The organism is Micavibrio sp. TMED2 (assembly GCA_002168225.1).
Taxonomy (GTDB): Bacteria; Pseudomonadota; Alphaproteobacteria; order TMED2; family TMED2; genus TMED2.
On record NHBH01000009.1, the window covers coordinates 607,304 to 629,197 of the forward strand.

At 60.3% G+C, this 21,894-nt stretch carries 15 protein-coding genes; 9 read left to right on the forward strand and 6 right to left on the reverse strand.

Translation table 11 applies throughout. From position 1 onward, the window contains the following. Positions 1-59: 59 nt before the first annotated feature. The 9 genes from CBB62_14495 to CBB62_14535 all read left to right on the forward strand — a co-directional run bounded on the left by CBB62_14495 (position 60) and on the right by CBB62_14535 (position 11,913). A complete protein-coding gene (locus CBB62_14495) occupies positions 60-1,274 on the forward strand; it encodes a hypothetical protein (protein OUT39571.1) in 1,215 nt (404 codons plus the stop codon). 101 nt (positions 1,275-1,375) lie between these two features. Then, on the forward strand, positions 1,376-2,635 hold the full coding sequence (locus tag CBB62_14500) for a hypothetical protein (protein ID OUT39572.1): 1,260 nt from the start codon (positions 1,376-1,378) through the stop codon (positions 2,633-2,635). After that, the gene (locus tag CBB62_14505) at positions 2,632-3,792 is read left to right on the forward strand and encodes a hypothetical protein (GenBank protein OUT39573.1); all 1,161 of its coding nucleotides are present in this window, start codon (positions 2,632-2,634) and stop codon (positions 3,790-3,792) included. The genes CBB62_14500 and CBB62_14505 overlap by 4 nt, the downstream gene beginning before the upstream one ends. A 74-nt stretch (positions 3,793-3,866) precedes the next feature. Further along, entirely contained in the window at positions 3,867-5,036 is a 1,170-nt protein-coding gene (locus tag CBB62_14510; GenBank protein ID OUT39574.1) for a hypothetical protein, read from the forward strand. Continuing rightward, positions 5,033-5,776 carry a hypothetical protein gene (locus tag CBB62_14515; protein OUT39575.1) on the forward strand — a complete coding sequence of 248 codons (744 nt, stop codon included), beginning with the start codon at positions 5,033-5,035 and terminating at the stop codon, positions 5,774-5,776. Before CBB62_14510 ends, CBB62_14515 begins: the two co-directional genes overlap by 4 nt. A 38-nt stretch (positions 5,777-5,814) precedes the next feature. Next, positions 5,815-7,713, forward strand: a complete 1,899-nt coding sequence (locus tag CBB62_14520; GenBank protein OUT39576.1) for an ABC transporter ATP-binding protein — start codon at positions 5,815-5,817, stop codon at positions 7,711-7,713. Then, positions 7,710-9,695: a hypothetical protein gene (locus CBB62_14525; protein ID OUT39577.1), complete on the forward strand. Its 1,986-nt coding sequence runs from the start codon at positions 7,710-7,712 to the stop codon at positions 9,693-9,695. Before CBB62_14520 ends, CBB62_14525 begins: the two co-directional genes overlap by 4 nt. A 35-nt stretch (positions 9,696-9,730) precedes the next feature. Beyond that, positions 9,731-10,729 carry an ABC transporter permease gene (locus CBB62_14530; GenBank protein OUT39578.1) on the forward strand — a complete coding sequence of 333 codons (999 nt, stop codon included), beginning with the start codon at positions 9,731-9,733 and terminating at the stop codon, positions 10,727-10,729. Positions 10,730-10,734: 5 nt separating this feature from the next. Continuing rightward, on the forward strand, positions 10,735-11,913 hold the full coding sequence (locus CBB62_14535; GenBank protein OUT39579.1) for a peptide ABC transporter permease: 1,179 nt from the start codon (positions 10,735-10,737) through the stop codon (positions 11,911-11,913). An 11-nt stretch (positions 11,914-11,924) separates the two neighbouring features. On the opposite strand, the gene CBB62_14540 is transcribed toward CBB62_14535, so the two are convergent. From CBB62_14540 to CBB62_14565, 6 genes are all read right to left on the reverse strand, one after another. Beyond that, positions 11,925-15,422: a hypothetical protein gene (locus CBB62_14540; GenBank protein OUT39580.1), complete on the reverse strand. Its 3,498-nt coding sequence runs from the start codon at positions 15,420-15,422 to the stop codon at positions 11,925-11,927. 27 nt (positions 15,423-15,449) lie between these two features. Beyond that, positions 15,450-16,019: a hypothetical protein gene (locus CBB62_14545; GenBank protein ID OUT39581.1), complete on the reverse strand. Its 570-nt coding sequence runs from the start codon at positions 16,017-16,019 to the stop codon at positions 15,450-15,452. Positions 16,020-16,132: 113 nt separating this feature from the next. Further along, positions 16,133-16,996, reverse strand: a complete 864-nt coding sequence (locus CBB62_14550; GenBank protein ID OUT39582.1) for a hypothetical protein — start codon at positions 16,994-16,996, stop codon at positions 16,133-16,135. Further along, positions 16,993-19,362, reverse strand: coding sequence for an RND transporter (locus CBB62_14555; GenBank protein OUT39583.1), 2,370 nt, complete (start codon positions 19,360-19,362; stop codon positions 16,993-16,995). The genes CBB62_14550 and CBB62_14555 overlap by 4 nt, the downstream gene beginning before the upstream one ends. Continuing rightward, positions 19,359-20,369, reverse strand: a complete 1,011-nt coding sequence (locus CBB62_14560) for a hypothetical protein (GenBank protein ID OUT39584.1) — start codon at positions 20,367-20,369, stop codon at positions 19,359-19,361. The genes CBB62_14555 and CBB62_14560 overlap by 4 nt, the downstream gene beginning before the upstream one ends. A 34-nt stretch (positions 20,370-20,403) precedes the next feature. Next, positions 20,404-21,774 carry an outer membrane lipoprotein-sorting protein gene (locus tag CBB62_14565; protein OUT39585.1) on the reverse strand — a complete coding sequence of 457 codons (1,371 nt, stop codon included), beginning with the start codon at positions 21,772-21,774 and terminating at the stop codon, positions 20,404-20,406. Positions 21,775-21,894 lie beyond the last annotated feature (120 nt).

Below are 21,894 nucleotides of genomic sequence, written 5' to 3' on the forward strand. Positions count from 1 at the left end.
TTGGGGAAACACATTCCGCGTTTATTCGACCAATCGATAACTGTGAGCCATCCTGCGGCATGATAGCCAATCGCCCGCGCAAACGTGTCCTGATGTACAGCCATGATACCTTTGGTCTCGGCCATCTGCGCCGGACCAGAGCAATTGCGCATGCCATCGTCGAACGCCGCAAGGATGTGTCGGTCCTGATCATCTCCGGCTCGCCGATCATCGGCAGCTTCGATTTCCGCTCCCGTGTTGACTTTGTCCGCATCCCCGGTGTCATCAAACTGCGCAATGGCGAGTATGTCTCGCTCAACGAACATGTGAATATCGACGAGACTGTCGCCATGCGGTCCTCGATCATCAAGCATACCGCAGAGGTGTTCCGCCCCGACGTGTTCATCGTCGACAAGGAACCGCTCGGCTTGCGCGGAGAGATCGAACCAACTCTGGAGATGCTGCAGGAGATGGGGACGCGCAATGTCCTCGGTCTGCGCGATATTCTCGATGAGCCGCTGCGCGTGCGTGCCGAATGGTTGCGCAAAGGGGCGACCAATGCCCTTGGCAAATACTATGACAATATCTGGGTCTATGGTCTGGAACAGATTTATGATCCGCTCCGTGGCTTGCAGATCGGCGATGATGTGCAGGACAAGATGGCCTATCTCGGCTATCTGCGCCGCCGCGTGCCCAATGGCGTCAACCGCCAGCGCCGCAATGCCTTTGAGGAGCCGTTTGTACTGGTGACTGCCGGTGGTGGTGGTGATGGCGATGTCCTGATCGACTGGGTGCTGCGGGCCTATGAGGCCGATGCCGATATGCCGGTCAAGGCGCATATCGTGACCGGCCCATTCATCAAGACCCGGGTGTGGAACAGCTTTGTCCGCCGGACCGGCAAGCTCGACAAAGTCACCATCGCCCGTTTCGATGCGCATCTGGAGCAACTGATGGCGCAATCGGTCGGGGTGGTCTGCATGGGTGGTTACAACACCTTCTGCGAGGTGCTGTCGCTGGACAAGCCATCGGTGATCGTGCCGCGCGAAGTGCCGCGGCTGGAACAGACCCTGCGTGCTAATCGGGCCGATGAACTCAAACTCGCCCGTGTATTGCCGGGCAATGGCAACCGTCGGGAACCCGCCGTGATGGTCGAGGCCCTGCGCGATCTGCTGGATCAGCCGCCGCCATCGCATTTTGCGGTTGCCGGGATGATGGACGGGCTGGCTCGTATGGGCGATGTGCTCGACAACTGGTTTGATGGCGCGGAAAGCAGCCTCAAATCAGCTTCCGGCTGACGCGGCAACTTATTAATCGGTGATACGTGCCTCGTGACGATACAGACCATAAGGCTGCCCCTGCGGATGGCCATGCTTCAGGCCCGTTGACGGGGCTGAAATTGGCTATCGTGCTCAAGGGCTATCCGCGCCTGTCCGAAACCTTCATCGCACAGGAGATCGAGGGGCTGGAACATGCCGGTGCCGATGTGCGGCTGGTTTCCCTCCGTCACCCTACCGACAGCCACCGCCACCCGGTTCATGATCGGGTACAGGCCGAGGTTTTGTATCTGCCGGAATATCTCTATCAGGAGCCGTGGCGCGTGCTGACGGCGCTGCTCGCCATGCTGCGCAATCCGCGCTTGCGGTCAGTGCTGGGCCTGTGGTGGCGCGATTTCAAACGTGACCGCAGTGCCAATCGTATCCGCAGGCTGGGACAGGCGCTGGTATTGGCGCATGAACTGCCGGGCACGGCTGATCTGCTCTATGCCCACTTCATCCATACGCCCTGCTCGGTCACCCGCTATGCGGCCAGACTGCTGGATCTGCCCTTCGCGATTTCGGCCCATGCCAAGGATATCTATACCAGCGAGGATTGGGAACTGGTGGAGAAGCTCGATGATGCGCTCTGGACTGTGACCTGTACCGCCGGAAATTGCGCTCATTTGCGCCCGCTGACCAAGCGACCGGAAGCGGTGCATCTCGTCTATCACGGCCTCGATACGACCGATCTGGTGATTGCGGAGCAGGAAGCCGCCAAGCCTGTTGGGAACAGCGGACTGCGCTTGCTGACCGTGGGCCGGGCGGTGCGCAAGAAGGGGCTGGACACCATTCTGCAGGCATTGGCGCAGCTGCCGGACCAGCTTGACTGGCATTGGCATCATGCCGGTGGTGGCGAGTTGCTCGCCGATCTGAAGGCAGAGGCCGCCCGCCTCGGTATTGCCGGTCGTATCACATGGCACGGCTCGCAGCCGCGTGATGTTATTCGTGACCTGTATAATCAGGCCGATCTGTTCCTGATCGCCAGTCGGGTAACCGGCAATGGTGACCGTGATGGCCTGCCCAATGTGCTGATGGAGGCTGCCAGCTTTGCCGTCCCTGCCATTGGTACGCGGGTCGGGGCCTTGCCGGAATTCATCGAGCATGATGTTTCCGGCTGGCTGATCGAGCCGGATGATGTCCCGGCCATGGCCGCGGCGATTGCCGGGCTGGCGGCAGATCGGACGCGGCTCGAGCGGTATGGTCGCGCTGCGGCACTCCGGTTGCAAACTGGGTTCGCTTTCAACCATTGTCTTGATCCGCTGGTCAATCTGCTGCAAGCCGTTAGGGAAACCAAGGCCGATACCGGCTCCACAACCATCGCGGATCTGCCGTCGAAATGAGAGTTGCGTTCTACGCCCCGATGAAAGCCCCGGACGATCCGACACCGTCCGGTGACCGCATGATGGCGCGGCTGTTGATACAGGCGCTCGAATATGCCGGTCATACGGTTCAGGTGGCGTCGAAGTTCAGCAGCCGGGAAGGGGCGGGTGACTATACGCGCCAGTTGCGGTTGCGCGATGTCGGGGTGACGACCGCAACCCGGCTGATCCAACGTGCCGAGACCTTGCGCCCCGAGCTGCGCCCGGCGGTCTGGTTCACCTATCACCTGTATCACAAGGCACCGGACTGGATCGGGCCCGGCTTCTGTCAGGCCATGGGCATTCCCTATATCGTCGCCGAGGCTTCCTATGCGCCGAAGCAGGCAGGCGGACAATGGGATATGGGCCATAACGCCGTGAGAGAAGCGCTGGAACAGGCGAGTAAGGTGATCAGCATCAATTCTGCCGATACGCCCTGTGTGTTGCCGCTGCTTGATAATCCGGAGATGTTGGTCGAGATCAAGCCGTTCCTCGATCCCGCCGATTATGCCCTGGCGCGCAGTCGGCACGAAAGCGCCCGCAAGGTGCTCGCCCGGCGCTTCAATATCGAGGACAATGTGCCATGGCTGGTTGTGGTCGGCATGATGCGGCGGGGCGATAAATACGCGTCCTACCGGCAGTTGAGTGAGGCGCTCGCCATGCTGCAGGGCGTTGATTTCCGCCTGATCATTGCCGGTGACGGTGAGGCCCGGTCAGAGGTGATGACCGCCATGCGACCACTCGGTGCCAAGGTGATACCACTCGGACAGGTGGCGCCGGAAACCATACCTGTCCTTTATGGCGCCAGCGATCTTTGCGTCTGGCCAGCGGTGAACGAAGCCTATGGCATGTCACTGCTCGAGGCGCAGGCTGCCGGCCTGCCGGTGGTTTCCGCGAAGGTTGGCGGGGTACCGGATATCGTTGAGAATGGTGTCACCGGTATTCTGGTCGAGCCGGGTGACATGCGGGCCTTTGCCCAAGGCGTTTTCGATCTGATCGCCGACCCGCCACGGCGGCAGGCGATGGGCTCTGCAGCCCTGACCAAGGTTGCCGAGCAGCACAATATTGGGCATGTTGCCAAACGGCTCGACGACATATTGCTCGGGCTCACCATGATCGACGGTGGCATGAGCCTGTAGTCATCGCCGCATTAACGGTTTAAACAGCCAGCCACCCGATACCTTCTTTTCGTAACCGCAAGCATCCATATCTCATGACTTCTGTTGTCTTCTACATCCAGCACCTGCTGGGCATGGGCCATGTTCACCGCACCGCAGCGCTGGCCGAGGCTGTGGCGCAGGCGGGCAAGCGGCTGGATGTCGAAGTGGTGGTCATCAATGGCGGTACCAATGACATGACCACGATGGTGCCGAACTGTCGGGTCGAGCAGTTGCCGCCGATCGGTATCCATGAGCGCGACTTCAACGATCACCGTGATGCCGATGGCAATCCGGTCACCGATGAATACCGTCATGCCCGTACCCGTCGCCTGATTGCGCTGGTCAAGACGATCAAACCGGCGGCCCTTGTGCTTGAGCTTTATCCCTTCGGGCGTCGCGGCTTCAAATTCGAGCTGGAGCCGCTGCTGACGGAAATTGCCGATTGGGATGACCGACCGATCACCATCAGCTCGGTGCGCGATGTTCTGGTGCCGCCATCCAAGGAAAAGCGTCTGCCATGGATCGCCGACCAGCTGAGCCAGCATATCGATCATATTCTGGTGCATGGTGACCCGAAATTCATGCGTCTGGAAGACAGCTTCCCGGTCGATCCGAGCTATGCCAACCGCCTGACCTATACCGGCTTTGTTGTAGATCAGCGCAGCGCTCGTCCGGTTATCTCTGCGTTTCAGGAGCCGGGTGAGGAAGTTGTCGTTTCCGCCGGTGGTGGTGCTGTCGGCTATGACCTGCTCGCCTGTGCCATGTCGGCGAAGTCCCATACGATACTGGCAGACCGGCGCTGGCACCTGATCTGTGGCCCGTCCATGCCGGGTGAGGATATTGCCCGGCTGATGAACCATGCCCCCGAAGGCGTGGTGATCGAGAAGGCCCGACCCGATATGGCGGTACTGCACAGCACGGCAGCCCTCAGCATCGGACAGGCCGGATATAATACCGTGATGGAATGGCTGCTCGCCGGTCGTCGCGGTCTGGCTGTGCCCTATGATGAAGGGCAGGAAACCGAACAGCGCGTGCGGGCCGACCGCCTGATGCAGCATGGCCTCGTCCATGTGGAACCGGCCGAGGGGCTGACGCCCGAGCGCCTTGCCGCTGCGGTTAACCGGCTGTGGGAGGAGGGAACGGTCCTCGATCCCCGTCCAGAAATCTCCCTTGATGGCGCGGGCAAGACCGCAGCCTTCATTCTGGAGCATATCGATCGTTGACCCTAGACCTGCTGCACGCCGAACTGGATCAATGGGCCGCTGAGGACAAGGCGGCACCGATCTGGTGGCGTGACGATGATGCGGTTGCCGATACACCTCAGCTGCAGCAGTTGCTGGCACTTGCCGAGCGTTATGCCATTCCGATGACGCTGGCGGTCATTCCCGAACCGGTTGAGCAGAGCCTCGCCGACCGCCTCGCCGATAACCCGCTGATGACCGTGGCCCAGCATGGCTGGAGCCACCACAATAACGGTGCACCCGATGCCAAGACCATCGAGCTTGGCGGGCTGGTGGATCGGCAGGCATTGCGCCGTGACCTCGCCACCGGTCGCGAGCGGTTACAGTACCTGTTTGACCAGCCGGTCGCCATGATGGTGCCACCCTGGAACCGGATCGAACGGGATGTGCTGGCCATGCTGCCGGAACTGGGTTTCTCCGTTGTCTCATCCTGCAACCGGCGTCCGGCCATGTCGTTGTTTCCAACGGGACTCGCACGCTGCAATACCCATGCTGATCCAATCGCCTGGCGTGACGGGCGTGATTTTGCGGGGGAGGAGGCCACGCTGGAACCGCTCGTCAGCCATTTGCGTTGGCTAAGAACCGAGGCGGACAGCGATGAACGCGCCGGGATGATGACACATCATCTGGTGCATACGGACAGGGTGTGGCAATTTACTGAAAAATTCGCTGGCCTTGTGAGCAGCCATCCGGGGGCTCGCTGGGTAACCGGCGATACATAAGGGCAGGGCATAAGTGCAGGAACACAGCTGACATTCAGATGGGCAACATTGTTGAAATTCATAACCTGTCAGTTGCGTTCAGAACCCTGCGGGGGCCTGTGCAGGCCGTTGACGATGTTTCGCTGGCCATTCCGGCGGGCAAGGTAACGGCGCTTGTCGGCGAGAGCGGTTCCGGCAAATCGGTGATCGCCAATTCGATCATGCGCCTGCTGCCCGACAGCGCCCAGATACAGCAGGGCAAGATTCTGTTTTTCGATACGCAAGCGCAAGGTGATGGGGAGCCGTCGCCGATTGATCTCGCCGCCCTGTCGCCGAAGGACAAAAAGCTGCGTGCCTTGCGCGGTGATCGTCTCGGCATGATCTTTCAGGAACCGATGACCTCGCTGTCGCCACTGCATCGGATCGGTGATCAGATCGGCGAGGTGCTGACCATCCATCGTGGCTATGACAAGGCCAAGGCGCTGGCGAAGGCTGAGGAAATGCTCGATCGGGTCGGTTTCCCCGATCCGTCACGGGCTGTACACCAATATCCGTTCGAGCTGTCCGGCGGGCTGCGCCAACGGGCCATGATCGCCATGGCGCTGATTTGCCAGCCAGCGCTGCTGATTGCCGATGAGCCGACCACGGCGCTCGATGTTACCATTCAGGCGCAGATACTGACGCTGATCCGGGATTTGCAGCGTGATTTCGGCATGTCGGTCTTGATGATTACCCATGATCTCGGCGTGGTCGCCAATATGGCCGATTACGTAACCGTCGCCTATCGTGGCAAGATCATGGAGAGCGGCCCGGTTGAGCGGGTCTTCGATCATGCCACCCACCCCTATCTGAAGGCGCTGTTCAAGGCAGTGCCGGTGATCGGTGTCAACCGTGATGAACGTTTGCAGCCGCTGCGTCCGATCGAGGTCAGTCGCGCGCTCAGCGGTCAGCAACCGGCACAGGCAAAGGCTCCCGAAACTGAGAGCCGTGAGATCGCCATCGGTCAGCCGCTGTTGGAACTGCAGGACATCACCAAAACCTATCACCTGAAATCGAAAAAGAGCCTCGGCGGTGGTGTCCGCACGATCCGGGCGCTGGACGGTATCAATCTGACGGTGAACAAGGGTGAATGCTTGGGGCTGGTGGGGGAGAGCGGTTGCGGCAAGACCACGCTCAGCAAGATTATCGTCGGAGCCCTGCGCCCCGATACCGGTGCTGCCCGGTATCATCTGGATCAGGACACATCGCTCGACCTGACCACGCTCAATGACCAGCAATGGCGCGAGCACGGGCTGCGCAAGCGGCTGCAGTTTGTGTTTCAGGACCCCTATGGCTCACTCAATCCGCGTATGCCGGTCTCGGAGATACTGACCGAACCCTTCGTGGTGCAGAATGTCGGCAACCGCAACTGGCGACGGGAGCGGGCGATTGAGCTGATGCATCTGGTTGGGCTGGACCCGCGTAAGCTGTCAGCCTTCCCGCACAGCTTTTCCGGTGGCCAGCGCCAGCGTATCGGCGTTGCCCGCGCCCTTGCCCTGCACCCGGAACTGCTGATCTGTGACGAGCCGGTATCGGCCCTCGATGTTTCGGTGCAGGCGCAGATATTGAACCTGCTCAAGGATCTGCAGTCGGTGCTCGGCCTTACCTATCTGTTCATCTCGCACAATCTGGCGGTGATTGATTACATCGCCGACCGTATCGCCGTGATGTGCAAGGGCGTGCTGGTCGAGGTCGCAAGCCGCGAGCAGCTGTTTAACAATCCGACCCACCCCTATACCAAGGCCCTGCTGGCCGCGGTGCCCGAGCCACGGCTCGACCGTAAGCTCGATTTTGACCTGATCCGTCAGGGCGGTCACAATGATCCGAGCAACTGGCCTGCGCCCTTTACGGTGGATGAGAATTTCCAACCGGGGCTGGTCAGCGTCTCGGGCGATCATCTGGTAAGAGCACAGGCATGACAGAACAGCACCTGATTTCCCGGACACGCATTGCGGCCGTTATTGGCGGTGCCTTCATGCTGCTGACAGGGCATGTGGCGCTGGCAGGTGACTTGCCTGCCTATATAAATCCACCAAGCCTTGATGAGGCGGTGGCGCAAGGTGAATTGCCGCCGGTATCTGAACGATTGCCGCTGACACCGCGTGTCACTGATCCGACCGAGACTGGCCGTGATTTCGGTCGCTCCGGCGGTCGGCTGTCGATGCTGATGTCCCGTGACAAAGATGTGCGCCAGATGGTCGTCTACGGCTATGCCCGGCTGGTTGCCTATGACGAGGATTTCAATATCCGGCCTGATATTCTGGAGAGCGTCGAGGTCAAGGACGAGCGGGTCTTTACCCTGCATCTGCGCCCCGGTCATCGCTGGTCCGACGGGGAGCCGTTCACGGCTGAGGATTTCCGCTTCTACTGGGAAGATATTGCGCTCAACGAGCTGGTCAGCCCGAGCGGCCCGCCAACGGTCATGCGCATCAATGACAAGCTGCCGGTGTTCGAGGTGATCGATGACTATACCGTGCGCTACTGCTGGGATGATCCGAACCCGGCCTTTCTCGGTGAACTGGCGGCGGCGGCCCCGCTCTATATCTACATGCCGGCCCATTACCTGAAGCAGTTCCACGGCGATTATGCCGATGCCGGTGAGCTGCAGGCGAAGGTGGAAGAAGGCGGTAAACGCAGCTGGGCCTCGCTGATGAATGACGTGAACAAGGCCTATAAGAATACCAATCCCGACCTGCCGGTCCTGCAGCCATGGGTGCTCGACAAGGCGGGTATCGGCACGCGGAAAATCTTTGTCCGCAATCCCTATTTCCACCGCGTCGACAGCCATGGGGTACAACTGCCCTATCTCGACGAGGTGGTCATGACCATCGCCGATGCCAAGCTGATCCCGGCTAAAACCGCAACCGGCGAGAGTGATCTGCAGGCGCGCTATCTGCGGTTTGAGGATTACACGCTGCTCAAGCGCAGCTCACATGATACCGGATATCAGGTCGCCCTCTGGGCCAATGGCCGGGGATCGCAACTGGCGCTGTTCCCGAACCTGAACGCCAGCAACCCGGTATGGCGTGAGGCGTTTCAGGATGTGCGTGTACGCCGCGCCCTGTCGCTCGCCATTGATCGGGAAGAGATCAATCAGGTGGTGTTCTATGGCCTCGGCACGGCAGCGGCCAATGCACTGGTCAGCGAGAGCCCGCTCTATGATGAGGCGGCGGCCAATGCCTATGCCGAATATGATCTGAAACAGGCGGCGGCTCTGCTCGATGCCGCCGGGATCAAGCGTCAGGGTGGCTCCGGCTCACGGCTGCTGCCTAATGGCCAGCCGTTCGAGATCATTGTCGAGAGTTCGGGTGAATCAACCCTCGAGAGCGATATTCTGCTGCTGATCCGTGACAGCTATGCCCGTATCGGTGTCAACCTGATTACCCGCCCCAGCCAGCGCGAGCTGTTCCGCAACCGCATCTATGCCGGTGATGCCATCATGTCGGTCTGGACCGGTCTCGATAACGGTATCGCCACGGCAGACATGCCGCCGACCGAGTTTGCCCCGGTAAAACAGGATTACCTGCAATGGCCGAAATGGGGCCAGTACCATGAAACCGGCGGTGCATCCGGTGAGGAGCCGAACTTGCAGCCGGTCATGGAACTGTATGATCTCTACCGTGAGTGGTTTCTCGCCGAAGATACTGCCGAGCGTGCCGATATCTGGGCGCGGATGCAGCACATCTATACCGACAATGTGTTCACCATCGGTACGGTTTCCCATGTGCCACAACCGGTCGTGATTGCCGATGTGCTGAAGAATGTACCGGAGAAGGCGGTTTATAACTGGGACTCCGGCGGTTATTTCGGCATTTATCGCATGGATTTGTTTTTCCGCAGCGATGCGGTTGAGGTAGGTACTGAAGAACTGCCCTTTGAACAGTTCCGCAGGGATAACTGATTGATCGGCCAGTTCATGACTTACCGGGTACCCAAATGCTGAATTTCCTGATCCGCCGTCTGGCCGTGATGATCCCGACCCTGATCGCGATAAGCATACTGGTGTTTACTCTGATCCAGTTGCCACCCGGCGATTACCTGACATCACAACTGTACGAATTGCAGGCACAGGGCGAGGCGACCGCTGCCCAGCAGATCGAGTTCCTGCGCGCCGAGTACGGGCTCGATAAACCTATGTATGTGCAGTACTGGAACTGGGTAACCGGGTTGCTGCAGGGTGATCTCGGCCAGAGCTTTGAATTCAACCGACCGGTATCCGAGGTGCTTGGCGACCGGCTTCTGATGACCTTTATCCTGAATTTCTCGACCATCCTGTTCATCTGGGTCGTGTCGTTCCCGATTGCGGTCTATTCGGCGACGCACCAGTACAGCATTGGCGATTACGGCCTGACCTTTCTCGGCTTTCTCGGCCTTGCCACGCCGAACTTCCTGCTGGCGCTGGTGTTGCTCTATCTCGCCAATGTCTGGTTCGGCACCACCATCGGCGGGATGATGGACCCGCAATATCTCGACGAGCCATGGAGTTTGGGCAAGGCCATGTCGGTATTCGCCCATCTCTGGGTGCCGGTAATCGTGATCGGTACCGCAGGTACCGCCGCAATGATCCGCCGGTTGCGGGCCAATCTGCTCGATGAATTGCGCAAGCATTATGTGACCACGGCACGGGCCAAGGGCATGGGCGAACAGCGCCTGCTGATCAAGTATCCGCTGCGTATGGCGCTCAATCCCTTCGTCGCCGATATCGGCAATCTGTTGCCGCAAGTGGTTTCCGGTGCGGCCATCGTCTCGGTGGTGATGTCATTGCCGACGACCGGGCCGCTGCTGGTCCGGGCGCTGCAGAGTCAGGATATGTTCCTCGCTGGCTCATTCCTGATGTTTCTCGCGGTGCTGACCGTGGTTGGGGTGTTTATCTCGGATATCCTGCTGGCGCTGCTCGATCCGCGTATCCGTGTCGGCGGTGGAACGGTGGCCTGATTTCCATGTCTGATACGCATTTGCCAACTCCGATCGATCCGGAACAGCATTTTGTCTCCGATGCGCCGTTTGACCCCGGTACATCCGAGCCGGATGCGGTTACCAGCGATAAGCTCGCCTTCGCCAGCCAGTGGCAACTGGTTTGGATCAAGCTGCGCCAGCACCGTCTGGCCATTATCTCCGGTATCGTGCTGATCCTGCTCTATCTGCTCGCATTGCTGGCCGAGCCGATTGCGCCCTACAACCAGACAACCCGCAACAGCCGTCATATTCTGGCGCCACCCCAGGCGATCCACCTGTTCCATGAGGGATCATTTGTTGGTCCCTTCACCTATGGCTTTAGCCAGAAGCTGGATATGGAGACACTGCAACGCATCTATACCGAGAATACCGACAAGGTTCAGCCGATCCGGTTTTTCTGTCGCGGTGACGAATACAGCTTCTGGGGCCTGTTCAATGCCGAGTGGCACCTTGTCTGTCCTGCGGAACAGGGGACGCTGTTCATGCTCGGTACCGACCGGCTCGGTCGTGATGTGCTCTCGCGGATCATCTATGGCGCGCGAATTTCACTAACCGTCGGCCTGATCGGCATTGCGGTCAGCATGTTCCTCGGCATCCTGATCGGCGGTATTGCGGGGTATTTCGGCGGCTGGGTCGATAATGTGGTGCAGCGGGTGATCGAGACGATCCGCAGCCTGCCGGAACTGCCGCTCTGGATGGCGCTGTCAGCGGCGGTGCCGGTGACATGGAGCCCGATCCTCGTTTTCTTCGCCATCACCATCATTCTGGGCCTGATCGACTGGACCGGTCTGGCCCGTGCCGTGCGCTCGAAACTGCTGGCACTGCGCGAGGAGGATTTTGCCAGTGCTGCCCGCCTGCTGGGGGCACGCCCGCGCCGGATTATCTTCAAGCATCTGGTGCCCAATTTCTCCAGCCACATTATCGCTTCGGCAACGCTGGCGATCCCGAGCATGATCCTCGGTGAAACCGCGCTCAGCTATCTCGGCCTCGGTCTGCGTCCGCCGATCAACAGCTGGGGCGTGCTGCTGACCGAGGCGCAGGACATGAATATCGTCGTGCTCTATCCATGGCTGATGGCGCCGGTGGTGCCGGTCATCATCGCGATCCTCGCCTTCAACTTCCTCGGCGATGGGCTGCGTGATGCGGCGGACCCTTATCACTAATCCCCTGCCAGCTAGTCCTTGGACAGCATCGCCTCGACCTTCTTGTTCAGCGTGACCTGATCGATCTTGCCGGTGCCGAGCAGTGGCATTTCGTCGAGTACCAGCTGTTCGCGTGGCACCATCAGTTCCGGCTTGCCCTGCTGTTTGGCAATGTCGCGGATCTTGCCCATATCCAGCTTCTCGCCGGTGATACACAGGATGATCTTCTCGCCCTTGCTGTCATCGGCGGCAGAGACGACGGCGGTTTCACGCTCGGGATAGGCTTCCTCCACCAGCGCCTCGACCGAGGCGAGTGAGACCATCTCCCCGGCGATTTTGGCGAAACGCTTGGCCCGGCCACGGATGGTGACATAGCCCTCATCATCGACCGTGACGATGTCGCCGGTATCGTGCCAGCGTGTGCCCGGTGTCGGGCCTTCCTCTGCCGGTTGCAGCACGCCGGGTTCCTCGATTTTCAGGTAACCGAGCATCACATTCGGGCCGGAGACCATCAGGCGGCCGCCTTCATCGACGCCGGGCATGTCCTCCAGCTTGTGGGTCATGGCGGGCAGCAGGCGACCGACGGTGCCGCGCTTGTTGTGCATCGGGGTATTCACCGCCAGCACCGGCGCGGTTTCGGTCGTGCCATAGCCCTCGAGGATACGCACGCCGAACTGATCCATCCACGCGCGGCGGGTTTCCGGGCGCAGGCGCTCCGCTCCGGCAAAGACATAGCGCATGGCATAGAAGTCATAGGAATGCGCCATACGGGCATAGCCGGAGAGGAAGGTGTCGGTGCCGAACATGATGGTGGCGTTGAAGCTGTAGGCCAGCTCCGGCACGATCCGGTAATGCAGCGGCGACGGGTAGAGGAAGCTCGGCACGCCGGAGACGAGCGGCAGCAGCGTACCGCCGGTCATGCCGAAGCTGTGGAACAGCGGCAGCGCGTTCAGCACCTTGTCGCGTTGGGTAAAATCGACCCGTGAGGCGATCTGATGGCAGTTGCCGAGCAGGTTCATATGGCTCAGCACCACCCCCTTGGGCGCGCCCTCGGAGCCGGAGGTGAACAGCACCAGTGCCGGTGCATCGGGATCGATCCCCCGGCGCTTGTGCTTGCGGCGGATGTTATAGGTGCTGGCCAGCGCTTTCAGGCGGTCCAGCGTGCCGATGCTGGCGCGGATATCCTCGAGATAGATCAGCTCCAGTTTCTCGCCCAGCTTCTCGGCCAGGGTTTCCAGCTTGGCCTGCTTGATGAACCGGCGTGAGGTCAGCACACGCTTGATCGTGGCGGTTTCGGTTGCCTTCAGCACGCCATCGGCCCCGGCGGTGAAGTTGAGCATGGCGGGTACGCGGCCATGGGCCTGCAGTGCCAGAAAGGTAACGGCAGCCCCGATGCTGCTCGGCAGCATCACGCCGATGCGTTCGTCGCGGTCGGCATAGGCGGTGAGTTTTGCCCCCAGCGCTTCCGCCCCGGCAATCACCTTGCGATAATTGATCGATGGCGTTTCCACATCGCCCAGTGCCTCGCTGTCCATGCCGAAGCGATGGGCGGCACCAAGCACGGCCTGATAAATGTCCTGCGGCTTGTTGGCGGTCTTGAAGCTGAGGTCCGAGAGCACGTCATAGAGTGCCAGACTGACCCGTGTGCGGCGGTCGCGACCGGTCAGGTCGTCCGGTATGTCGAGCTTGATCGGTGCCTCGGCGGTGACCCGTACCTGCGGGAACCAGCCCTGTGGCATCCGGCCTTTCAGGCGTGAGAACTTGCTGTATTGCGGGCCGTCGATGCGCAGGGGTACCAGCGGCACGCCGCCTTTCTCGGCAATCATGCCCGGTCCCTCATAGACCTTCATCAGCGTGCCGGTTTCGGTGATCCGGCCTTCCGGGAAGATGACCACCGAGCGTCCCTTCTTGACCTCGGAGATCAGGGTCTTGAGCGCCAGCGGATTAGTCGGGTCGAGGGCGCGGAAATCCACCAGCGCCAGAAACGGTCGGGCCCACCATTTGTTGGCCACATGGGTGTGGACCGCAAAGACCGGCGTGCCCGGCAGGCTGGCGGCCAGAATGATGCCGTCGATATAGGAGACGTGGTTGGCGACATAGACAACCGGTCCCTTCACACTCTTCAACTGCTCGAAACCATCATTTTCAAGGCGGAACAGCAGTTTCAGCAGGGTGCGGAAGATGCCGCGGATTACCAGTGTCGGCACCAGCTTGATGGCATAGAGGGCGGCCAGAATATTGGTGACGGCAAGCACGCCGATGATCGAGCGGGCACTGACACCGATCTGGAGCAGGGCAGCGGCAACCGCACTGCCGATCACGATGAAGATGGCATTGACCACATTGCTGGAGGCGATGATCCGGGCGCGTTCCTCATCCTTTGCCGTGTGCTGGAGGAGGGCATAGAGCGGCACCACAAAGATCGCACCACCAACAGCAACCCCGATCAGGTCGATCAGCAGCCGCCAGGTTCGGGGCGTGCCCAGAATGGTGGCGAAGATATTGCTGTCACCAATCCCGGCGAGCAGTTGCGGCGGGTAATCGGCGATCAGTGCCAGATCAGCCATGAACACCGAGACGACAATCAGACCGATCGGCGCAAGCTGACCGGTAATCTCGCCTTTCAGCAGCCGGGCGGTCAGGATCGCGCCGCCGCCGATACCCACGGTAAAGGCCACGAACAGCAGCGTGGTCATGGTTTCCGATGCGCCGAGCTGGTTCTTGGCGAACAGCGGCAGTTGTGCCAGCAGCACCCCGCCCAGCAGGTTGAACCATGAAATGCCCAGAATGGTGTTGAAGATCACCGGCTGATCGGCGGCATGTTTCAGTTGTTGCCAGATGGCGGTGGGCTTCCAGCCGTCGAGCGCCGGGCTGGTGCCGCTATGGGGTGGTGCCTTGGGGATGAACAGGCTGGCAACCAGACCGATCAGCCCAATGCTGATGGTGGCAACCCCGATGGCGGCTGTCGGGTTCGGGGTCAGCAGGATCAGGCCACCGCCGATCAGCCCGGCGATGATGGCGAAAAAGGCACCGGATTCCAGCATGGCATTGCCGCTCAGCAGCTCATTGTCATGCAGATGCTGCGGCATCATCGAGTATTTCGACGGGCTGAACAGGGCCGACTGCATACCGAACAGAAACAAGGAGACGAGCAGGATCGGCACATTGGTGGTGATGAGACCAACCAGCCCGACCAGTGCCGCGCCGATCTCGGTTACCTTCAGGATCTGGGTGATCCGCGACTTGTCGTATTTGTCGGCGAGCTGCCCTGCCAGTATCGAGAACAGGATATAGGGCAGAATGAACAGCGCCGTGCCCGCCACGACAAACAGACCGCCTGCCGCATCACTGAGCGCAAGGCGGTAGAGCACCAGCAGGGTAATCGCCTGTTTGAACAGGTTATCGTTTACCGCGCCTAGAAACTGGGTGGCAAACAATGGCCAGAAGCGCCGGGTTTTCAGGATTTCAAGCATTCCAACGGTCCGGGCGTCCTGTGTGGGCGCATCATGTGCAGGCGTATCGTGTGACATGGGGTGTATCGCTTTACTGGAGTGTTGTTACTTGCCGCCGAGGGCCTGATAGGCGGCCTGGGTGATGGCCGGGACCCGGTCGATCATGGGACCGGTCAGGCGGCCATAGATGTTGAAGGTGGTGGGCTGCATGACCGAGCCGAGCACAAAGGCCGTGCCGAGGTCCACATCCTGTTTCGGTATCTCGTCGTTGCCGATTGCTTCGACAATCAGATCACGGATCGCCAGAACCGGGGTGCGTGTGCCCTGCTTCAGCCGGTGCAGGTTGCGGTGCTGGACTAGCAACAGAAAGCGGTACAGCGCCGGGTCATTGTCGAACAGCTCACAGAAATGGCGGATCACCACCAGCAGCTTGTATTTCAGCCCGGTGTGTTCGGCAGCGAGTTCATCAAGCTTGGCAGCAAAGCCGACATAGTTGGTCGAGAACAGGTCCCAGACCAGATCATCCTTGCTGACATAGTGGCGATAGATTGTGCCCTCGGCGATACCGGCGGTACGGGCAATATCCTTAGTGGTGGTTGCCTCGACGCCTTTTTCGGCAAACAGGTCGAGGGCGGCCTTGTTGATCTTGTTCCGGGTTTCGTAAGCGTCAGACATGGCGTTCCGGCTCCTGAAAGTATGTGAGTGAGTAATTACTCACAAGCAATGAACGCAGAGTGGCCGATCCCGGTTTCAAGCGCAAATATTCTGATGAGAGTGCCACTCACAGCCTATTTTCGGCGCAGCCACAGGCTGGATTCATGAGCGCCCTTTGGTGCCGTGGCGATCCGGTCGATGGCCTCGAGCCTGTTGGGATGATGCGCCCGGCAATAGGCACTGCCGAACACGATCTCGAAACTGCCGGTGCCGATCAGGGCGGCCACCAGCGGCTGTTCGTTATAGCCGCGCCAGCGCCATGCGGCCGGGTAGGGGGCGGGCAGGAAAATATCGTGGATATGGATCAGTACGCCGGGCGGCAGGCTTGGCAGACATTCGGTAAACAGGTGATCCACATCGCTGCCGGGCATCATGATGTGGCTGCTGTCGATGAACAGGATATCGCCTGCCGCCAGCACCGGGCGCTGGTCTGCGGGCAGGTTCTCCACGGTTGTCCGGCGGCAGGTGACAATATCGGCCAGTTCCTCGGTAATGGCCGCACGCGGGGCAGGGTCGATGGCAATGATCTGGGTGTTGAGGCCCCCATCACGAATGGCCTGTGCTGCGAACCGGGTCGAGTGGCCGCTGCCGATCTCGACAATCTGTGCCGGTTTCGTGGTTCGGATCAGGCTGTAATAGGCGGCGGCATCGAGGCCGGGAAACCAGTCCTGTCCCCAGCGCGGTTGCGGGGCCGGGGCATCATGGCCGATCCGTGCCAGATCATTTGCATGGGCATTGATGCTCTCGATAACCGACAGGCACTGCCCGTCAGCCGCGGTAAAGGCGTCAACAATCGGTCCGGCGATCGGTGCTTTCGGGTCCACGCCGTCGGCATAGCGATAGGGAATGAAAAAGCCGCCGCCACGCCCGCACAGCTGCGTCAGCATCAGGCGCAGATAACGCAGACGTTTGCCGGTCGGCACATCCTTGAGGCTCATTCAGCGCTGGCCGGTGCCGTGACCGGCTTCTCCTGTTTGGACAAACCTTCCCGTGGATAGATCATGGCCGCGATGGCCGGCAGCACGAGAATGGCGCCCAGCATATTGACCAGGAACATAAACGCAAGCAGCAGGCCCATATCTGCTTGGAACTGCAGGGCGGACAGAACCCATGTGGTCACACCGAGTGCCAGCGTGACACCGGTGAAGACCACGGCGCTGCCGGTTTCCCGCAGCGTGTATTCATAGGCTTCGCGCAGCGGTTCGCCATTGCGCATGTAATGCAGCAGACGGGTGAAGATATAGATGCCGTAATCCACCCCGATCCCGACGCCGAGGGCGGCAACCGGCAGGGTCGAGACCTTCAGCCCGATCCCGAGTTGCGCCATCAGGGTATAGCAGAGTACGGAAACCAGCGTCAGCGGCAACACGGTGCAGAGCGTCGCCCGGAGTGAGCGGAACAGCACCAGACACAGTGCAATGATCGCGATATAGACATAGAGCAGGATCGGCCCCTGTGCCGCTTCGACCACGTCATTGGTTGCGGCCATGATGCCGACATTGCCGGTGGCGAGGCGATAGGTCAGGGGGTCGTCGCTGTGTTCATCGACATAGGTGTTGATGCTGTCGATGATGCGGTTGATCGTGGTCGCCTTGTGATCCTCGGTAAAGATCAGCACCGGCATGACCGAGCATTGGGCATTGAGCAGCCCGGTTGAGGTCTCCACTGGCCGCACGGCCCGGACCAGCACCTGACTGTTGCGTGACAGGGTCTGCCATGCCGGGTGGCCTTCATTCCATCCGGCATTGACCACCTTCATGACGCTGGCGAGCGAAATGGTCGACTGCACGCCATCCACATTGCGCATGGCCCATTCAAACCGGTCGAGCGCGCTCATCACGCCATAGTCGATACAGCCGTCCGCCGGTGCCTCGACGATGACCTGCAGCAGGTCGACGCCGATTGTATAGCGCTCGATGATTTCATCGGTGTCGATGTTGTAGCGGCTGTCGGGCCGCAGTTCCGGCACACCGGCCTGCAGGTCACCGATCTGCAGCGACTGGCTGCCCTGCCAGCCGATGGCAAAGAGCAGGGCGGCGATGACCAGAACGATGCCACCGATTTTCGGGGTCGCGACATAGGACAGCTTGTGCCAGATCGGCCGTTTCCACATGGCGGCCCGCACGATCCGATCCCGGTAACCGGGGCCGGGTGTCACATAGGACATCAGCAGCGGCAGGATCAGCAGGTTGGTAATGATGATAACCGCAACACCGATACTGGCGGCAATCGCCAGCTCCTTGATCATCGGAATATCGATCAGCAGGATGGTCAGAAACCCGATGGTATCGCTGAGCAGGGCAACCGAGCCGGGCACCAGCAGGCGGCGGAAGGAACTCTCTGCCGCTTCCCGTGTGGTGGCACCGTTCATCATGGCGGCACCGACGGCATTGATCATCTGCATACCGTGGCTGACAGCGATGGCGAAAACCAGAAACGGCACCAGAATGGACAGCGGATCGATGCCATAGCCGAGCATGGTCAACAGGCCGAGCTGCCAGACCACCGCCGCCACCGAACAGATCAGCAGCATCGAGGTCGCGCGGATGCATTTGCTGTAGAGATAGACCAGCAGGGCAGAGATGGCGAAGGCCAGCAGGAAGAACAGGGCAACCCCGGCAGCGCCATCGGCAACATCGGCGACCACCTTGGCATAACCGATGATGTCGATATTGATATCATCGGTCTGATATTTGTCGCGCAGCGCGCGTTCCAGTTCCTGACCAACGGCGATATAGTCGATCGGCTCACCGGTCTGCGGATCGCGGTCGACCAGATTGGCGCTGACCACGGCAGCGCTGAAATCGGTGGCGACGAGGCGTCCAACCTGTCCGGATTTCAGGATGTTCTCCCGAACGATGTTGAGAAACTCAGGCGTTGGCTTGAAATCGGCCGGAATGACGTTGCCACCGGCAAAGCCATCCTCGACGATCTCGATAAACCGTACATTGGGCGTGAAGATCGAGGTCACCCGCGCCGGGTCGACGCCGGGGATATTGAAAACCTCGTCGGTTACCTGCTGCAGGGTGGTGAAGAATGCCGGCGTGAACATATCGCCATCGACCGCACGCACCGACACCAGAATGCGGTTGGCACCACCGAACTCGTCCCGATACTCCCGGAAGGTTTCCATATAGGGGTGGGAGATCGGCAATCGCTTGTCGAACCCGGCATCGACCTTCAACAGGCTGGCGGCAAAGCCCATGACCAGTGTGATCAGCGCAAACAGGATCAGGAACACGGCGCGGTTGTTGAAGATGAAGCCCTGAACCCGGTCACCGAAAGCTGGTTTGGTATCGCTCATGATGCGCTGTCCAGATCAAGAATGGTCAGGCCGGTCTCGCCATAGATCAGGTAGCGGCCATCATCGAGCTTCAACCCGCCTGCCAGCGGCTTGCGGGCCGGGCGTATAACGCTCTGCCAGTCAAAACCGGGGCCGGTATCCCGGTCGATCAGGATCAACCCGCCATGGCCGAGCAGGATCGGGGCCGTGCCATCGCTCCAGATAGCGTTGTAGAGGCCGTTCTCGACGCCGGTATCAACCGCGGCCCAGCTTGCGCCATAATCGGTGCTGGCAAAAACATGGCCTTGCAACCCATAGACGAGGGTTGGTTGCTCCGCGCCCTCATCAGCGGGCGGTACGGTGAGACCGAAGAAGGTGCCGCCATAGGGGCTGTCCAGTTCAGCCCATGTCGCGCCCTCATCCTCGCTGCGCAGCAAGGTGCCGAACTCACCGGCAATCAGCAAGCTGCCATCGCGCAAACGGGCGCTGGCATAGAGGTGGCTGTCGCCGTCATAGATGCTGCGCTCGGTCCAGCTCATGCCGCCATCATCGGTTTCGAGATAGAGGCCATAGGCACCGATGGCAAAACCATGGGTGGCCGAAATCATGTGCAGATCGAGGATCGGCTGCTCCCATTCGGGCTCGCGGTGCACGATCTCCCAGCTCGCCCCCTCATCGGTCGAGCGCAGGATCACGGCATCATGCCCGGCGGCAAGCAGGGTGCCGTCCGCAGCTGCATCAATTGTGGTGAGCAGGATCGAGACGGGGGCCGGGCTTTGCTGCCAGCTGGCCCCTTCATCGGTCGAGCGGAGAATATGGCCGCGATCACCGACGGCGATAATCATGCCATCGCCCAGTTGCAGGGCATCGAGAACCGTTGCCTCGGCGGCCAGCGGCGCGATCATGGCTGCGACCGGTGGCGGCATATCCTGTGCGCCCGCATTGGTGGGCAGTAAAGCGACCAATGGCCAGCCCAGGATGCCCAGGCTGGCCATTGTCAGTGTTCGCATTGCGGAGTTATGACGCATCGGCGTCCCTTAACAATGAAACCAGACAGTTTGCTTATCGGCGACCCGCACGACGAAGACGGTCAGGGGTGAAATCCGAGGCGGAGAAGTCCTGCCCGAATTTGATCATGTCTTCGTTGTTCTTGAAGCCGATGGCGGTATAGCGACCGGATTGCAGATCATAAACCGCATCGACGGTATTGTAGTAAACCGGCACGTCATAATAGTTGATGCCATGGCTTTCAGCCAGACGCCAGTAGTCGCCGCGGCTGTCATACATGTCGATGGCAACGATGTTCCAGCTGTCCTCGTCGATATAGAAGACGCGCTTGGAATAGATGTTCGAGATGCCTTCCTTCAGGGTGGCCTCGACCACATAGACCCGGTGCTTCTCATAGCGCAGGTAGTCGGCATTCAGGTGACCCGGCTTGATGATGTCGTCATAGGCAACGCCCTTGGCATGCAGCGCATAGGCATTGTACGGGACGAGCATTTCCTTGCGGCCCTTGAGTTCCCAGTTGTACCGGTCCGGTGCGCCACTGAACATGTCGAAGTTGTCGGTGGTACGCAGGCCGTCCGATGCGGTGCCCGGATTGTCATAGGCGACGTTCGGCGCGCGACGGACGCGGCGCTGGCCGGGGTTATAGGTCCATGCCTGACGCGGTCCCTCGACCTGATCGATGGTTTCGTGCACCAGCAGGATCTCACCGGCGAGACGGGCCGGGGCGACAACTTCCTGCAGGAAGTAGGCGAGTTCATTGCTGCCGCCATTACCGCCGGGCTGGCTGTAGGGCAGGTAGGTTTTCTCGTCGATGAAGATCATCGTGTAGTCACCGCCCGAGGTCGGGTTGGCCTGACCCACACGCCGTTCGAAGGCAACACCGCGGAAGCGCAGCAGATGGTTCCAGATCGCTTCGAGGCCATTCTCGGCAACCGGGAATGGATACCCCTCTTTCGCACCATCAACGCCGTTACCGGTATCGCTCAGGCTGGCGCGGCTGGCATTGGCAAGTGTCTCATCATAAATGCGCTGTGGGGCCGAGAAGGTGCGATGGGTCGGGTAGACCGCCATTTTGTAGGACGGATACTGCTTGAGCATCTTGTAATGCCCTTCGGACAGCATGTCCTTGTACTCATCGGCATTGTCGGCCGTGATAGTGAACAGCGGCTGGTCGGCTGCAAATGGGGCAATGTGGTGATCGCCGGGGCTGTAGCCTGCTGGTGGCGTGGTGACACCGCCGGTCCATGCCGGGATCGAGCCATCGGCATTGCCGGCGCGGATGGCTCCGGTTGGCGTCAGTGCGTCGCCGAGATCGGCTTCGGTGTAGTTGGTGTCAGCCGCATTGGCGGGATGGACGGTCAATCCGGACAGTCCGAGCCCAAGGCTCAACGCAACAGCAGCAGTTAGTAGGCCACGCCTGTACATGCAAATTCCTCCCTCTGGTCCCTATGGTCGGTTTTTCACCGATATATAAAACAGGCGGGGCGTTATACCGCCCCTGCCAGTCGTCTGAAATTCAATCCAGACAATTAGATAGTTCTATTT

What these genes read in the sequence shown, in the direction of transcription:
- CBB62_14495 (OUT39571.1), top strand. Translation starts at nt 60, where the DNA reads ATGATAGCCAATCGCCCGCGCAAACGTGTCCTGATGTACAGCCATGAT.
- CBB62_14505 (OUT39573.1), top strand. Translation starts at nt 2,632, where the DNA reads ATGAGAGTTGCGTTCTACGCCCCGATGAAAGCCCCGGACGATCCGACA.
- CBB62_14510 (OUT39574.1), top strand. Translation starts at nt 3,867, where the DNA reads ATGACTTCTGTTGTCTTCTACATCCAGCACCTGCTGGGCATGGGCCAT.
- CBB62_14520 (OUT39576.1), top strand. Translation starts at nt 5,815, where the DNA reads ATGGGCAACATTGTTGAAATTCATAACCTGTCAGTTGCGTTCAGAACC.
- CBB62_14525 (OUT39577.1), top strand. Translation starts at nt 7,710, where the DNA reads ATGACAGAACAGCACCTGATTTCCCGGACACGCATTGCGGCCGTTATT.
- CBB62_14530 (OUT39578.1), top strand. Translation starts at nt 9,731, where the DNA reads ATGCTGAATTTCCTGATCCGCCGTCTGGCCGTGATGATCCCGACCCTG.
- CBB62_14535 (OUT39579.1), top strand. Translation starts at nt 10,735, where the DNA reads ATGTCTGATACGCATTTGCCAACTCCGATCGATCCGGAACAGCATTTT.
- CBB62_14540 (OUT39580.1), bottom strand. Translation starts at nt 15,422, where the DNA reads ATGTCACACGATACGCCTGCACATGATGCGCCCACACAGGACGCCCGG.
- CBB62_14545 (OUT39581.1), bottom strand. Translation starts at nt 16,019, where the DNA reads ATGTCTGACGCTTACGAAACCCGGAACAAGATCAACAAGGCCGCCCTC.
- CBB62_14550 (OUT39582.1), bottom strand. Translation starts at nt 16,996, where the DNA reads ATGAGCCTCAAGGATGTGCCGACCGGCAAACGTCTGCGTTATCTGCGC.
- CBB62_14555 (OUT39583.1), bottom strand. Translation starts at nt 19,362, where the DNA reads ATGAGCGATACCAAACCAGCTTTCGGTGACCGGGTTCAGGGCTTCATC.
- CBB62_14560 (OUT39584.1), bottom strand. Translation starts at nt 20,369, where the DNA reads ATGCGTCATAACTCCGCAATGCGAACACTGACAATGGCCAGCCTGGGC.
- CBB62_14565 (OUT39585.1), bottom strand. Translation starts at nt 21,774, where the DNA reads ATGTACAGGCGTGGCCTACTAACTGCTGCTGTTGCGTTGAGCCTTGGG.